A 14,089-nucleotide genomic window follows, 5' to 3' on the forward strand; every position below is an offset into this window, starting at 1 on the left:
CCGTGGACGCTTTTCCCCCGGCCCTCGCCGAAGGCTCCCCACGAGGCAAACGCATCGCGCGTTACATGGTCAATCCCCCATATTGCGTACAACCGGGGCGTGGGCTCAGGAGTCCGCGAGGAGGCTGTCGTCGAGGAACTCCCTTACGTGGCGCAGAATCTGCGCTCGGTCCGTGCCGCGCAGTCCGATGGCGACATGGATCGAGAACCCGTCGAGGAGCGCCCGCAGCCGCGCCGCGAAACGGTCGGGGTCGACCGCCCGGAACTCGCCCCTGGACACCCCTTCCGCCAGCAGCGCCACCAGGTCTCGGTGCCAGGCTCCCTCGATCGCGGCCTGGCGTGCGCGGGCGTCGTCGTCGGCGTTCTGCGAGCGGTTCCAGACCTCCAGCCACAGGGTCCAGTGCGGGTCGCGGTGGCCGACGGGGACGTACAGGTCGACGTAGGCGTCGAGCCGCTCGCGGGCGGCGGCGGCCCGGGTGAGGAGCCGGCCGCGCTCGGTGCCGAGCCGCCCCTCGCTCCACTCCAGGGTGCGCAGCAGCAGCTCGTCCTTGGAGTGGAAGTAGTAGAGGAGATGGCCGCTGCTCATGCCGACGGCTGTGCCGAGCGCCGCCATGGTGAGTTTCTCCAGACCGCGCTCGGCGATCATCTCCATGGCGGCGGCGAGCACCTCGTCACGGGGCGGCGCCTGCCTGCGCCCACCGGCCATCTGCGGCTCCTAGATCCTCGGCTGCTGCTGTGTGATGCAGTGGATGCCTCCACCACCCGCGAAGATCGTACGGGCGTCGACGAGGGTCACCGTCCGCTGCGGGAAGAGCCGCCGGAAGATACCGGCCGCGATCTCGTCGCGCGGGTCGTCGAAGCCGCAGAGCACCACGCCGCCGTTGCAGAGGTAGTGGTTGATGTAGGAGTAGTCGGCCCAGTGGCCGTCGGCCTCCAGGACGGTCGGCGCCGGGACCTCGACGACCTCCAGGCTGCGGCCCCGCGCGTCCGTCTGCGCCCGCAGCAGCCCTACGACCTCCTTCGTCACCTCGTGGTCGGGGTGCGCCGGATCCGGCTGGACGTGGGCCACGACCACGCCGGGGCGAGCGAAGGCGGCGACGATGTCCACATGGCCCAGGGTGCCGAAGCCGTAGGGCGGGTAGTCGCCGGTCAGGCCGCGCGGGAGCCAGATCGCCTTGCGGGTGCCGAGCATGCCGTGGATCTCGGCCTCGACCTGCTCCCGCGTCCAGTGCGGATTGCGCTCCGGACCGAGCTGGACCGTCTCCGTCAGCAGCACCGTCCCCTCACCGTCGACATGGATCGCACCGCCCTCGTTGACGAGCCGCGAGGCGTACGTCCTCGTCGAGCCGGCCAGGTCGGACACGTACGCGGCGATCTTCGCGTCGTGCTCCCAGCTGGCCCAGTCCTGGGCGCCCCAGCCGTTGAACGTCCAGTCCACGGCGGCGAGTTCACCGGCCCCGTTGGTCAGGAAGGTGGGGCCGATGTCGCGCATCCAGGCGTCGTCGAGGTCCCGCTCGACCGTATCGACGCCGTCGCCGAGCAGCGCGCGGGCCTCGGCCGACTGACCGGGTCCGCACACCACCGTCACCGGCTCGAACCGGCGCACCGCGCGGGCGACCGACGCCCAGGCGAGCCGGGCCGCCATGAGGTCCCCGGCGTCCTCGAAGGTCGCGTTCGGCCCCGGCCAGGCCATCCAGGTGCGCTCGTGCGGGGTCCACTCGGCGGGCATACGGAAGCCGTCGGCGGCAGCAGACATGGAGGGTTCCTTAGAGGAAGTAGAGGCGGTTGAGTGAGACGGACTCGGCCGGCTCGGAGTGCAGCGGCGCACCGTCGAGGGTGACCAGGCCGGTGCGCTGGTCGACGTCGACGGATCCGGTACGGGAGTTCAGGCGCAGGTCCGCGGGCCCGATGCCGCGGGTGCCGCGCACGCCGACCCTGCGGCGCCGGGTCGGCATCGTGTCGTTCCCCTGGTCGACGGCGGCCTGCGCGACGAAGGCGACGGAGATGTCGGCGGGGGTGGCGCCGTACGCCCCGAACTGCGGTCCCAGGACGAGGGGTTCGCAGGTGTCGGTGGCGGCATTGGGGTCGCCGGTGACGCCGTACGCGGGGAACCCGGACTTGAGCACCAGCTGCGGCTTGGCGCCGAAGTACTCCGGGCGCCACAGCACGATGTCCGCCAGCTTGCCGACCTCGATCGAGCCGACCTCGTGGGCGAGTCCGTGGGCGATGGCCGGGTTGATGGTCAGCTTGGCCATGTAGCGCAGGACGCGCTCGTTGTCGTGGCCGTCGTCCGGGGCGCCGAACTCGGCCTTCATCTTCCCGGCCATCGCGAAGGTGCGGCGGACGGTCTCGCCGGCCCGGCCCATGCCCTGCGCGTCGGAGGAGGTGATGCCGATCGCGCCCAGGTCGTGCAGCACGTCCTCGGCGCCCATCGTCCCGGAGCGGATGCGGTCACGGGCCATCGCGGCGTCGCCGGGCAGGTCGGTCTTCAGGTCGTGGACGGAGACGATCATCCCGTAGTGCTCGGCGACCGCGTCCCGCCCGAAGGGCAGCGTCGGGTTGGTGGAGGAGCCGATGACGTTCGGCACCCCGGCCATCTTCAGCACGTTGGGGACGTGTCCGCCGCCGCAGCCCTCGATGTGGAAGGCGTGGATGGTGCGGCCCTCCAGCACGCGCAGGGTGTCCTCCACCGACAGGCACTCGTTCAGCCCGTCGCTGTGCAGGGCGACCTGGACGTCGTGTTCCTCGGCGACCCGCAGTGCCGTGTCCAGCGCCCGGGTGTGGGCGCCCATGTCCTCGTGCACCTTGAAGCCGGACGCGCCTCCTTCGGCGAGGGCCTCGATCAGGGGAGCCTCGTGCGAGGACGAACCCCGCCCGAGGAAGCCGATGTTGACCGGCCAGGCGTCGAAGGCGTTGAACGCGTGCCTGAGCGCCCAGGGCGAGTTGACGCCGACGCCCCACACCGGTCCGAACTCCTGGCCGATGATCGTGGTCACCCCGGAGGCGAGCGACGCCTCCATGACGCGCGGCGACAGCAGATGGACATGGGTGTCGACGGCGCCGGCGGTGGCGATGAGCCCCTCGCCGGACACGATCGAGGTGCCCGTGCCGACGACGACGTCGACCCCGTCGAGGGTGTCGGGGTTGCCGGCCCGGCCGATCGAGCAGATCCGGCCTTCCCGGATCCCGATGGAGACCTTGCGGATCCCGAGGGCCGCGTCGATGACCACGACGTTGCTGATGACGACGTCGCAGGTGTCGCGGACGGCGGCGGCCTTGAGATGCAGCCCGTCCCGGGCGGTCTTGCCGAACCCGGCGAGGAACTCCTCGCCGTAGCGCTGCGCGTCGGACTCGACCCGGATGGTCAGCCCGGAGTCGCCGAGCCGGATGCGGTCGCCGGCGCGGGGGCCGTGCGCGGCCGCGTACTCGTGCGGGGTGAGGTGTCCTGCCTCGGCGGGGTGGCCCCCCGGACGACTCATCGCCGGCCCTCCTGATCAGCTGTTTCCATGGCTCCGAGGTAGCCGCAGGCGGCGGCGCGGCGCAGGGCCTCCGCGCGGGCGCCGGGCGCGTCCAGCGGCCCGTCGACGAGTCCCGCGAACCCGATCGCGATCCGTTCACCGCCGATCGGCACGAGTCCGACGTCGACGCTCTCCCCCGGCCCGAAGCGCACGGACGACCCGGCGGGTACGGCGAGCCGCATGCCGTAGGCCCGTTCGCGCGGGAAGTCGAGGCGCGGGTTGGCCTCGAAGAAGTGGAAGTGGGAGGTGACGGAGACGGGCACGGTGGCGGTGTTGGTGACCGTCAGCCGCACGGCCGCCTCCGGCTCGGCGTGCCGAGGGCCCGGCAGCAGCGCGCCGGGGGCCTCGGGGCCGAGCCCGCCGCCGATGGGGTCGGAGACGACCGCGAGCCGTGAGCCGTCGTCGAAGACCGCCTCCACGTGCACCTCGGTGACGACGTCCGCCACGCCGGGCAGCACGTCGTCCGGTCCGAGGACACCGCGGGCGCGCTCGATCGCCTCGGCGAGCCGCGCCCCGTCCCGGGCGGCCTCGCACACGGTGTCCGCGATCAGCGCGGTCGCCTCCGGGACGTTCAGCCGCAGCCCTCGGGCCCTGCGTGCCCGGGCCAGTTCGGCGGCTCCGAAGAGCAGCAGCCGGTCACGTTCCGTGGGGGTCAGTCTCACGACACGGCACCTCCTTGCCAGACTCGACTTTAGAGCATCACTCTAAACACGAAATTCCGCCGATCGAAAGGTTGACAGTCAATCTCGGACACCTCAGATTGAACGTCACTCAAATCACGGGAGCCGAGGGAGCCACCCATGCCGATGGAACAGCGCGGAGTCGACACCATCCCCGAGGAGGAACGCACCAGCGGCCCCCGGGACCTCGTCTCGATCCTGCTCGGGTCGAACCTCTGCCTCGGGGTGATCGTCTTCGGCTGGCTGCCCCCGTCCTTCGGCCTGGGCTGGTGGGCGTCGGTGAGCTCGATCGTGGTGGGCACGGTGGTCGGCACGGCCCTGACCGCCCCGCTCGCCCTGATCTCCCTGCGCACGGCGACGAACCTGTCCACGTCCTCCGGCGCCCAGTTCGGCGTACGCGGCCGCCTGGTCGGCTCGGTGGTGGGCCTGCTGCTCGCCCTCGGCTACACGGCCCTGACCGTGTGGATCGGCGGCGATGTGATGGTGGGCGTGCTGGGCCGGCTGGTCGGGCTGCCGGCGAACGGGGTGTCGTACGGCGTGGTCTACGGGCTGCTGGCCGCGGCGACCGTCGCGGGCGCCGTGTACGGCTACCGGGTGCTGCTCGCCATGTCCCGTGTCCTCGCGGTCGGCATGACGGCCCTGCTGGTCCTCGGCGTGCTCGCCTACGCCCCGCACTTCACCACGGACGCGCTGCCCGAGGCGGGCGGCTATCTGCTGGGCGGCTTCTGGCCGACATGGCTGCTCGCGACGGTGGCGGCGGGTCTGTCCGGCCCGATCGCCTTCATCACCCTCCTCGGCGACTACACCCGCTACATCTCCCCGGCCCGCCACACCTCGCGCCGGGTACTGCACGCGACCTGGCTCGGCCTGCTGCTGGGGCTGCTGGTTCCCCAGCTGTTCGGCACCTTCACGTCGTACGCGGCCCGGGCCGCCCTCGACTACGCGGGTCCCCTGGTCGACGCCTCCCCCGGCTGGTACCTGGTGCCGCTGCTGCTCGCCGCCTCGGCCGGCTCGGTCGGCAACGCGGGCCTGATGCTCTACTCCATGGGCCTCGACCTCGACGCCATCCTGCCGCGCGCCTCCCGCGCCCGCGCCACCTACACGGTCGCCGTCGTCGCCACGATCTGCGTCTTCGTCGGCCACTACGCCTCGACCGCGCAGGACGCGATGACGTCCTTCGTGCTGCTGCTGACGGCCGTCGGCACGCCATGGGCGGTCATCACGCTGATCGGCTTCGCCCGCTGCCGGGGCGTCTACGACGCGGACGCCCTCCAGGTCTTCAACCGCCGCGCGCGGGGCGGGATCTACTGGTACCGGGGTGGCTGGAACATCCCGGCGACGGTGGCCTGGGGGCTGGGCGCGGCGGTCGGCCTGCTCGCCGTGTCCCTGCCGTCGTACGAGGGACCGCTGCTGGGACTGACCGGCGGGGTGGACTGCAGTTTCCTGCTGTCGGGGGTGGTGGGGGGTGTGGTGTACGTGCTGCTCACGCTCGGCGAGTCCGCTCCGGCACGCGAAAGGGCCGCCACGGACACGGAGTCGGTGGCGGCCCTGACGGGCACGTCCGAGAACTAGCCCAGCTTGTGCATCCAGCCGTGCCGGTCGTCGGCCTTGCCCCGCTGGATGTCGAGGAGCGCCTGGCGGAGCTTCAGCGTGACCTCGCCGGGCTCTCCGTCGCCCTGCCGCCACTGCGCGCCCGTGCGCTTCACCGTGCCGACCGGCGTGATCACGGCGGCCGTGCCGCAGGCGAAGACCTCCGTCAGCGTGCCGTTCTCGGAGTCCCGCTGCCACTGGTCGACGGAGACACGGCCCTCCTCGGCCTCGTAGCCGAGGTCGCGGGCGACCTGGAGCAGGGAGTCACGGGTGACGCCCTCCAGGATGGAGCCGGTGAGGGAGGGCGTGACGATCTTGTCGCCGTACACGAAGTACAGGTTCATGCCGCCGAGCTCCTCGACCCACTTGCGCTCGACCGCGTCGAGGTAGCAGACCTGTGCGCAGCCCTCGGCCGCGGCCTCGGCCTGGGCCAGCAGGGACGCGGCGTAGTTGCCGCCCGTCTTGGCGTCGCCCATGCCGCCGGGCACCGCGCGGACGTGGTCCTCGGAGACCCAGATCGAGACCGGCTTCACACCGCCGGGGAAGTAGGCGCCGGCCGGGGAGGCGATGACGATGAACAGGTACTCGCCGGCCGGCTTGACGCCCAGGCCAACCTCGGTGGCGAACATGAACGGGCGCAGGTAGAGGGACTCCTCACCGCCGTGCGCCGGCACCCAGCCCTCGTCCTGCCTGACCAGCGCGTCGCACGCCTCGATGAAGGTCTCGACCGGCAGCTCCGGCATACCGAGCCGGCGGGCCGAGGCCTGGAAGCGCCTGGCGTTCTTCTCGGGCCGGAAGGAGGCGACGGTCCCGTCGGGCTGCCGGTAGGCCTTGAGACCCTCGAAGATCTCCTGCGCGTAGTGCAGAACCATGGTGGCCGGGTCGAGGGAGAGCGGCGCGTACGGCACGAGCTCGCCGTCGTGCCAGCCACGGCCCTCGGTCCACTTGATCGTCACCATGTGGTCGGTGAAGTGGCGGCCGAACCCCGGGTTCGCCAGTATCGCCTCGCGCTCGGCGGCGGAGAGCGGGCTGGCTGAGGGCTTGAGCTCGATCGTGGGCGTCGTCATGAGTAGATGTCCTTCACCGGTTTGATTGTGGCGGGCCGCGCTCACGCCAGTACTGCCAGTGGCCAGTGCTAGGACGTCCGAGCATTCCCTGATTCCGCGGCTCCGCGTTCGATTATCGCAAGCGGGAGCCGTGGAAGAAATCGGCCTGTTCGGCGTGATCCGGCGTGAATCGCGACCCAGGGGTCGATGGTGTCACCCGGCGGCGGACATGGGGAAGCCGCCGGGTGCGGAATGACCCGGCGGCTTCGAGTGGGGGAGGTTCGAGTGGCGCCGCGGGTCAGCCGGCTACTCGTACGGCCAGCGCGTCGCCGATCTCCGACGTCGAGCGGGCGGGCTGGCCGGTGCGCTCGGCGAGGTCCGCGGAGACTGCCTCGTCGATACGGGCCGCCTCGGCGTCGTAGCCGAGGTGGCGCAGGAGCAGGGCGACGGACAGGACCGTGGCGGTGGGGTCGGCCTTGCCCTGGCCGGCGATGTCGGGCGCGGAACCGTGGACCGGCTCGAACATCGACGGGAAGTCGCCGCTCGGGTTGATGTTGCCGCTCGCCGCCACTCCGATGCCGCCGGAGACGGCCGCGGCGAGGTCGGTGATGATGTCGCCGAAGAGGTTGTCGGTGACGATGACGTCGAAGCGCTCTGGCTGGGTGACCAGGTAGATGGTCGCGGCGTCGACGTGCATGTACTCGGTGGTGACCTCGGGGAACTCCTCGGCCACCTTGTTGAAGATGTTCGTCCACAGGTGACCGGCGAAGGCCAGCACGTTGTTCTTGTGGATCAGCGCGAGCTTCTTGCGGGGCCGGGCCTGCGCACGGGCGAAGGCGTCACGCACCACGCGCTCGACGCCGAAGGCCGTGTTCACGGAGACCTCGGTGGCGACCTCGTGCTCGGTGCCCTTGCGGATGGTCCCGCCGTTGCCGGTGTACGGGCCCTCGGTGCCCTCGCGGACGACGACGAAGTCGATCTCGGGCTGGCCGGCGAGCGGGGTGGCGACACCCGGGAGGAGCTTCGACGGACGCAGGTTGACGTGGTGGTCGAAGAGGAAGCGGAGCTTCAGCAGGAAGCCGCGCTCCAGGACCCCGGACGGCACCGACGGGTCGCCGATGGCGCCGAGCAGGATCGCGTCGTGCTTCTTCAGCGCGTCGGCGTCGGCGTCGGTGAGGGTCTCACCGGTGGCGTGGTAGCGCCGGGCGCCGAAGTCGTACTCCTTGGTCTCCAGCTTCACATCCTGCGGGAGGACGGCGGAGAGGACCTTGAGCCCTTCGGCCACGACTTCCTGCCCGATGCCGTCACCGGGAATCACTGCGAGATTGAGGCTGCGAGACATGTCGGCACCTTACTCCTCGTCCCATGGAATGACATGCGGTGTCCGCCATGCGGACGGCCGGACGAGGGACGGCGCTTGCGCGTCGACCGCCGTTCACCCGTATGAGGGGCGGGTGTTGACCTCCGCTGGGAACTTCTCCCTCATGACTGTGCCTTCCAGGGGGACACCCCCCGGACCCCCCGTCCCCGACTTCGGCATCCCGCCCCGACTCGCCCGCCGTATGAGCATGGCGGAGCAGCACGAGTACCTGCGGACGAAACTGACCCGGCGCCGCACGCTGGTGACCGCGGGCGCGGTGGCGAGCGGGCTGCTGACGGGCTGCGCGGGGTCGGGGGACTCGGGGGCCGCCGATACGAAGGCCTCCCCCTCGGCACTCACCAAGGTGCCGGGCTCCGCGGTCGCCCCCTTCGGCCGCCATCTCGCGTTCGGCGCCGACCCGAAGACCCGGATGCGGATCTCCTGGCAGGTGCCGGCCGCGGTGCGCAAGCCGTACGTCCGGATCGGGCTGCGACCCGACGACCTGGACCGCAGGATCGAGGCGGAGCTGCGCGATCTGCACACCCCGGAGATCAAGGGGGTGAGCGCGGCGGTCGAGCAGTACTACCTGCACGCGGCCCTGGACGGTCTGCGGCCGGGCACGACGTACTACTACGGCGTCGGGCACGAGGGCTTCGACCCGGCCTCCCCCGGCAACCGGTCCACGATCGCGTCCTTCCGTACGGCGCCCGCGACCCCGCCCGAGCGGTTCGTGTTCACCGCGTTCGGCGACCAGGGTGTCGGGATGCACGCGGCCGACAACGACCGCGCCCTGCTGCGCCAGGACCCTGCCTTCCACCTCCACGCCGGGGACATCTGCTACGCCAACCCGACCGGCAAGGGCAAGGACTCGGACGCCTTCCAGGCCGGCCTGTGGGACGTGTTCCTCAAACAGACGGAGTCGGTGGCGAAGTCGGTGCCGTGGATGGTGACGACCGGCAACCACGACATGGAGGCGTGGTACTCGCCGGACGGCTACGGCGGCCAGCTCGCCCGCTTCTCCCTCCCGGACACCGGCTTCGACCCGCGCACGGCGCCCGGGGTGTACGCGTTCACGTACGGCAACGTCGGTGTGGTCGCGCTGGACGCGAACGACGTGTCGTACGAGATCCCCGCCAACTTCGGCTATTCGGAGGGGCGGCAGACCAAGTGGCTGGACCGCACGCTCGGTGAGCTGCGGGCCGACGACGCGGTGGACTTCATCGTCGTCTACTTCCACCACTGCGCCTACTCGACCTCGACGCACGCCTCCGACGGGGGCATTCGCGCCGAGTGGGTGCCGCTGTTCGCGCGGCACGAGGTCGACCTGGTGATCAACGGGCACAACCATGTGTACGAGCGGACCGATGCCATCAAGAACGGCGAGGTCGGCAGCCCGGTACCGATCGGCGCGACGACGGACCCGAGGCGGGACGGCATCGTGTACGTCACGGCGGGCGGCGGCGGCAAGGACCTGTACGGCTTCCCGAAGGGCGTCGAGGAGAGCTACGAGGGCCAGGTCGCCGAGCGGGAGTCGGTCGACTCCTTCAAGTGGACCAGGTCACGCGGCACCAAGGCGGAGAGCGTCGAGTGGTCGCGGGTGCGCTACCGGGGCTTCTCCTTCCTCTCCGTGGAGGCGGAGAGCGGCGCAAGGCCGAGCCTGAAGGTGTCGGCGCTGACGCCGGAGGGTAAGCGCGTAGACCATTTCGAGGTACGCCGCCGGTAACGCGCCCCAAAGGGGCGCGGGGAACGGCGCGACCAGCCACGACGAAGCCGCACACGAACAACGACACATCGCGGCCCTAATCCACGGCTAGTGGCCCGTCGCGCCACCGTTGTCCCGGCGATCCAGCGCACGCTGCAACGCGGCGGCCGCGTTCTTGCGGTCGGACTCGTTCGTCCGGGAGATGTGACGGACTCGACGGCGGGCGGTCGTCTCGGCCATGGGAAATCGACTCCTTCGAGAATCCGGGAGTGCACAGAGGGATTTCGAGACGCCGGATGGGGCGGGGAGCGGTGCCGCAGGGGTTGCCTGCACGGGGCCCGGCTCACGACCGCCATTCGCTTGATCGAGCGAGACGTTCGGCTTCTACAAAGCTAAGGGAGGACGGCGCATCTGTCTCCACAATTACTCGGACTTCCTACTATCTGAGACGGTGCAGTGAGTCACACGCCGCTGACCTGTGCTTTCTACCGACGGCCCGTCACAGCACATCCCCGTCCCGCCAGTCGAAGACCAGCTCGGATGCGGGATCGAGCGGCCCGGCGAGTGCGGTCCGCACGAAGGTGCTGCCCTCCTCGTCCGGGAGGTGGACGACGCCGTCGGGCCCGAGCCCGCAGACCCGCCCGCTCCACACCTCCCAGCCCCGCGCGGCGTACAGCGCGGCCCCCTCGTCACTGGCGGAGAGCATCCCGGCGTCGTAGGCCCGCTCGATCACCCGCTCCAGCTCGGCCATCACCCGCCCGCCCAGCCCGCCGCGGCGAGCGTCCCGCCGTACGCCGACCGCCTCGACGTACCCGACCCGCAGCCACCGCTCCCGGTGCCGCACCCGCCGCATGATCACCGACCCGTGGGCGACGAGCCGCCCGGCGTCGTCCTGGACGAGGGCGTGCATGCCGCCGAGCCCGTGCTCGAAGTCCTCGTCGGAGAAGTCGCCGTCGAAGGCCTCGTCCAACAGGGCGCGGATCGCGCGCACTTCGGTGGGGGTGAGGTCTGCGGTGTGTGCGGTGCGCACGGTGAAGGCGGATGCGGTGGCGGTCATCGGACCAGTATCGGGCCGGGGCGTGGATCGCCCACTCGGCTGATCCTCCGCGCGGCCCGGGACAGACGGTCACGACGAGGGGAACGCTGAGGTCATGAACCAGACGGCGAAAGTGTTCCTCGAGGGCGGCCCGGACGACCTGCCCGAACGGATCGTCCCCACTCCCTCCCCCGGTCCGGACGTGAAGATCGAGCTCCGGAACGGCTACGAACACTTCCGGCCGACCTCACGCCAGGCGGACACTCCCGAGGGCAGACTCCCCGTGTTCGAGTGGTGGGAGCGAACGGAGATGCCGGGCTAGCACAGCGACACGAAACGGCCGGGTCCGCTCAAGACCCGGCCGTTTCCCACGCGTTGGCTTGTCAGCCCATGTGCGGGTACGTGTAGTCGGTCGGCGGGACCAGCGTCTCCTTGATGGCGCGGGTCAGCGTCCAGCGCATCAGGTTCTGCGGGGCGCCGGCCTTGTCGTTGGTGCCCGAGGCACGGCCGCCGCCGAAGGGCTGCTGGCCGACGACGGCACCGGTCGACTTGTCGTTGATGTAGAAGTTGCCGGCCGCGTAGCGCAGCTTCTCCATCGTGTACGCGGTCGCGGCGCGGTCGCCGGAGATGACCGAGCCGGTCAGCGCGTAGGCCGACACGGACTCCATCTGGTCCAGCATCTCGTCGTACTTGTCGTCCTCGTAGACGTGCACGGCGAGGACCGGGCCGAAGTACTCGGTCGTGAAGACCTCGTTCGCCGGGTCGCTGCACTCGATGACCGTCGGGCGGACGAAGTAGCCCACCGAGTCGTCGTAGGAGCCACCCGCGACGATCGTGCAGGTGTCGTCCTGCTTGGCGCGGTCGATGGCAGCCTTGTTCTTGGCGAAGGCGCGCTCGTCGATGACGGCGCCGACGAAGTTGGACAGGTCGGTGACGTCACCCATGGTGATGTAGTCGACCTCGGCCGCGAACTCCTCCTTGAAGCCGGAGTTCCAGATCGACGCCGGGATGTACGCCCGGGAGGTCGCCGAGCACTTCTGGCCCTGGTACTCGAAGGCACCGCGGGTCAGGGCCGTCTTCAGGACCGCCTTGTCGGCGCTCGGGTGGGCGACGACGAAGTCCTTGCCGCCGGTCTCGCCGACGATGCGCGGGTAGGAGCGGTACTTCTCGATGTTGTTGCCGACCGTCCGCCACAGGTACTGGAAGGTCTTGGTCGAGCCGGTGAAGTGGATGCCGGCGAGGTCGCGGTGCTCCAGGGCGACCTTGGAGACCTCGATGCCGTCGCCGGTGACGAGGTTGATGACGCCCTTGGGCAGCCCGGCCTCCTCCAGGAGCTGCATCAGCAGCACGGCGGCGTGGGTCTGCGTCGGGGACGGCTTCCACACGACGACGTTGCCCATGAGGGCCGGGGCGGTCGGCAGGTTGCCCGCGATGGCCGTGAAGTTGAACGGCGTGATCGCGTAGACGAAGCCTTCCAGCGGGCGGTGGTCGAGGCGGTTCCAGACGCCCGGGGAGTTGGCGACCGGCTGCTCGGCGAGCAGGTCACGGGCGTACTTGACGTTGAAGCGCCAGAAGTCGACGAGCTCGCAGGGGGTGTCGATCTCGGCCTGCTGGGCGGTCTTGGACTGGCCGAGCATGGTGGAGGCGGCCAGCGTCTCGCGCCAGGGGCCGGCCAGCAGATCGGCGGCGCGCAGGATGATCGCGGCACGGTCGTCGAAGGACATCGCACGCCAGGCCGGCGCGGCGGCCAGGGCCGCGTCGATGGCGTCCTGGGCGTCCTGCTGGGTGGCGGTGCCGTAGGTGCCGATGCGGGCCTTGTGGTTGTGCGGCTGTACGACGTCGACGCGCTCGCCGCCGCCGAACCGCTTCTCGCCGCCGATGGTCATCGGCAGGTCGATCGGGTTCTCGGCCAGCTCCTTGAGCTTGGCCTCGAGCCGGGCACGCTCGGGCGAGCCGGGGGCGTAGCCGTGCACCGGCTCGTTGACGGGGGTGGGGACCTGGGTCACAGCGTCCATGAGATCCGTAACTCCTTGAACTTGAGCGGGTGTTCGGGCTCAGCCCTTGCTGATCATCGAGCGCGCGAAGAAGCGCAGGTTCGCGGGCTTCTCCGCCAGACGGCGCATGCTGTGCTTTCCCGGGGGACAACCCCCGGACCCCCGGCAGAAAGACCTCTGTGTGTGCGTCATTTCTCAACCTCGGGTGAGCATGCTGCGGGCGAAGAAGCGCAGGTTGGCCGGCTTCTCCGCGAGGCGGCGCATGAAGTAGCCGTACCAGTCGGTGCCGTAGGCCGTGTAGACGCGCATGCGGTGGCCCTCGGCGGCGAGGCGCAGGTGCTCGTCGCTGCGGATGCCGTACAGCATCTGGAACTCGTACTCGTCCAGCTTGCGCCCGGCCGTGCGGGCCAGTTCCTGGGCGATGGAGATCAGGCGGGGGTCGTGGGAGCCGATCATCGGGTACCCGGCGCCCTCCATCAGAATCTTCAGGATCCGGACGTACGCCTTGTCGATCTCGTGTTTCTGCTGGTAGGCGACCTCGGCGGGCTCCTTGTAGGCGCCCTTGACGAGTCGGACGCGGCTGCCGCTCTCCGCGAGGCGGCGGGCGTCGGCCTCGGTGCGGAAGAGGTACGCCTGGATGACGCAGCCGGTCTGCGGGAAGTCCTTCCGCAGCTCCTCGTGGATGGCGAGCATCGAGTCGAGGGTGGTGTGGTCCTCGGCGTCGAGGGTGACGGTGGTGCCGATCGCGGCGGCGGCCTCGACGACCGGCCGGACATTGGCGAGGGCCAGCTCGTGGCCGCCTTCCAGCGCCTGTCCGAACATCGAGAGCTTCACGGACATCTCGGCCCTGGTGCCCAGCTCCAGTTCCTTGAGGCGGTCGATGAGGGCCAGATAGGCGTCCCGCGCGGCGGCGGCCTGCTCCGGGCGGGTGATGTCCTCGCCGACGACGTCCATCGTCAGCTCCAGACCACGGTCGCTGAGGTCCCGGATGATCGGCACGATCTCGTCGACCGTCTCGCCCGGGATGAAGCGGTCGACGACCTGCTTGGTCACCGGGGCCGCCGAGATCAGGCGTCGCATCCGGTCGCTGCGCGACGCGGCAAGAATCACGGGACCCAGCACGGGGCACCTCCACAGGAGCAGAAAAGCAGCCGAAAGCCCACC

13 protein-coding genes are annotated in these 14,089 nt (G+C 70.5%); 3 read left to right on the forward strand and 10 right to left on the reverse strand.

Going from position 1 to position 14,089, the window contains the following annotated elements; genetic code table 11:
* Nucleotides 1-105 precede the first annotated feature (105 nt).
* From ACFPQ9_RS20760 to ureA, 4 genes are read right to left on the reverse strand one after another with little or no spacing between them, the layout of a single operon-like run.
* Nucleotides 106-705 carry a TetR/AcrR family transcriptional regulator gene (locus tag ACFPQ9_RS20760; protein WP_380854932.1) on the reverse strand — a complete coding sequence of 200 codons (600 nt, stop codon included), beginning with the start codon at nucleotides 703-705 and terminating at the stop codon, nucleotides 106-108.
* A gap of 9 nt (nucleotides 706-714) precedes the next feature.
* Nucleotides 715-1,755: an agmatine deiminase family protein gene (locus ACFPQ9_RS20765; RefSeq protein ID WP_380854935.1), complete on the reverse strand. Its 1,041-nt coding sequence runs from the start codon at nucleotides 1,753-1,755 to the stop codon at nucleotides 715-717.
* A gap of 10 nt (nucleotides 1,756-1,765) precedes the next feature.
* Nucleotides 1,766-3,478 carry an urease subunit alpha gene (locus ACFPQ9_RS20770; RefSeq protein WP_380854938.1) on the reverse strand — a complete coding sequence of 571 codons (1,713 nt, stop codon included), beginning with the start codon at nucleotides 3,476-3,478 and terminating at the stop codon, nucleotides 1,766-1,768.
* Nucleotides 3,475-4,179, reverse strand: a complete 705-nt coding sequence (gene ureA, locus ACFPQ9_RS20775) for an urease subunit gamma (protein ID WP_380854941.1) — start codon at nucleotides 4,177-4,179, stop codon at nucleotides 3,475-3,477. Before ureA ends, ACFPQ9_RS20770 begins: the two co-directional genes overlap by 4 nt.
* Nucleotides 4,180-4,317: 138 nt before the next feature.
* Between ureA and ACFPQ9_RS20780 the strand changes: the two genes are divergently transcribed.
* Entirely contained in the window at nucleotides 4,318-5,769 is a 1,452-nt protein-coding gene (locus ACFPQ9_RS20780; protein WP_380854944.1) for a cytosine permease, read from the forward strand.
* Here the strand turns inward: ACFPQ9_RS20780 and ACFPQ9_RS20785 are convergent.
* Together ACFPQ9_RS20785 and ACFPQ9_RS20790 are read right to left on the reverse strand one after the other, a co-directional pair.
* Nucleotides 5,766-6,854, reverse strand: a complete 1,089-nt coding sequence (locus tag ACFPQ9_RS20785; RefSeq protein ID WP_380854947.1) for a branched-chain amino acid aminotransferase — start codon at nucleotides 6,852-6,854, stop codon at nucleotides 5,766-5,768. The two genes, ACFPQ9_RS20780 and ACFPQ9_RS20785, sit on opposite strands and share 4 nt — an antisense overlap.
* Before the next feature lie 277 nt (nucleotides 6,855-7,131).
* Nucleotides 7,132-8,175 carry a 3-isopropylmalate dehydrogenase gene (locus ACFPQ9_RS20790; protein ID WP_380854950.1) on the reverse strand — a complete coding sequence of 348 codons (1,044 nt, stop codon included), beginning with the start codon at nucleotides 8,173-8,175 and terminating at the stop codon, nucleotides 7,132-7,134.
* 142 nt (nucleotides 8,176-8,317) lie between these two features.
* Here ACFPQ9_RS20790 and ACFPQ9_RS20795 point away from each other — a divergent pair, with 142 nt between their 5' ends.
* Entirely contained in the window at nucleotides 8,318-9,916 is a 1,599-nt protein-coding gene (locus ACFPQ9_RS20795; RefSeq protein ID WP_380854954.1) for a purple acid phosphatase family protein, read from the forward strand.
* A gap of 87 nt (nucleotides 9,917-10,003) precedes the next feature.
* Here ACFPQ9_RS20795 and ACFPQ9_RS20800 read toward each other — a convergent pair whose 3' ends face one another.
* Nucleotides 10,004-10,135, reverse strand: a complete 132-nt coding sequence (locus tag ACFPQ9_RS20800; protein WP_380854957.1) for a hypothetical protein — start codon at nucleotides 10,133-10,135, stop codon at nucleotides 10,004-10,006.
* Nucleotides 10,136-10,394: 259 nt separating this feature from the next.
* Nucleotides 10,395-10,952, reverse strand: coding sequence for a GNAT family N-acetyltransferase (locus ACFPQ9_RS20805; protein WP_380854960.1), 558 nt, complete (start codon nucleotides 10,950-10,952; stop codon nucleotides 10,395-10,397).
* Nucleotides 10,953-11,046: 94 nt separating this feature from the next.
* Between ACFPQ9_RS20805 and ACFPQ9_RS20810 the strand changes: the two genes are divergently transcribed.
* Complete coding sequence (locus tag ACFPQ9_RS20810; RefSeq protein ID WP_380854963.1) at nucleotides 11,047-11,253, forward strand: DUF5988 family protein; 207 nt, start codon at nucleotides 11,047-11,049, stop codon at nucleotides 11,251-11,253.
* A 61-nt stretch (nucleotides 11,254-11,314) separates the two neighbouring features.
* Here ACFPQ9_RS20810 and pruA read toward each other — a convergent pair whose 3' ends face one another.
* The gene (gene pruA / locus ACFPQ9_RS20815) at nucleotides 11,315-12,946 is read right to left on the reverse strand and encodes an L-glutamate gamma-semialdehyde dehydrogenase (RefSeq protein WP_380854966.1); all 1,632 of its coding nucleotides are present in this window, start codon (nucleotides 12,944-12,946) and stop codon (nucleotides 11,315-11,317) included.
* Between the two features lie 174 nt (nucleotides 12,947-13,120).
* Nucleotides 13,121-14,047 (reverse strand): proline dehydrogenase family protein, encoded by a 927-nt coding sequence (locus tag ACFPQ9_RS20820; protein WP_380854969.1) that lies wholly within the window; start codon nucleotides 14,045-14,047, stop codon nucleotides 13,121-13,123.
* Nucleotides 14,048-14,089: the final 42 nt, after the last annotated feature.

The sequence above is a fragment of the Streptomyces coerulescens genome, assembly GCF_042657965.1.
In the GTDB taxonomy this organism is placed as follows: Bacteria; Actinomycetota; Actinomycetes; order Streptomycetales; family Streptomycetaceae; genus Streptomyces; species Streptomyces coerulescens.

Coding starts and splice junctions, on each gene's coding strand:
- ACFPQ9_RS20760 (WP_380854932.1), bottom strand. CDS start 705: ATGGCCGGTGGGCGCAGGCAGGCGCCGCCCCGTGACGAGGTGCTCGCC.
- ACFPQ9_RS20765 (WP_380854935.1), bottom strand. CDS start 1,755: ATGTCTGCTGCCGCCGACGGCTTCCGTATGCCCGCCGAGTGGACCCCG.
- ACFPQ9_RS20770 (WP_380854938.1), bottom strand. CDS start 3,478: ATGAGTCGTCCGGGGGGCCACCCCGCCGAGGCAGGACACCTCACCCCG.
- ACFPQ9_RS20780 (WP_380854944.1), top strand. CDS start 4,318: ATGCCGATGGAACAGCGCGGAGTCGACACCATCCCCGAGGAGGAACGC.
- ACFPQ9_RS20785 (WP_380854947.1), bottom strand. CDS start 6,854: ATGACGACGCCCACGATCGAGCTCAAGCCCTCAGCCAGCCCGCTCTCC.
- ACFPQ9_RS20790 (WP_380854950.1), bottom strand. CDS start 8,175: ATGTCTCGCAGCCTCAATCTCGCAGTGATTCCCGGTGACGGCATCGGG.
- ACFPQ9_RS20795 (WP_380854954.1), top strand. CDS start 8,318: ATGACTGTGCCTTCCAGGGGGACACCCCCCGGACCCCCCGTCCCCGAC.
- ACFPQ9_RS20800 (WP_380854957.1), bottom strand. CDS start 10,135: ATGGCCGAGACGACCGCCCGCCGTCGAGTCCGTCACATCTCCCGGACG.
- ACFPQ9_RS20805 (WP_380854960.1), bottom strand. CDS start 10,952: ATGACCGCCACCGCATCCGCCTTCACCGTGCGCACCGCACACACCGCA.
- ACFPQ9_RS20810 (WP_380854963.1), top strand. CDS start 11,047: ATGAACCAGACGGCGAAAGTGTTCCTCGAGGGCGGCCCGGACGACCTG.
- pruA (WP_380854966.1), bottom strand. CDS start 12,946: ATGGACGCTGTGACCCAGGTCCCCACCCCCGTCAACGAGCCGGTGCAC.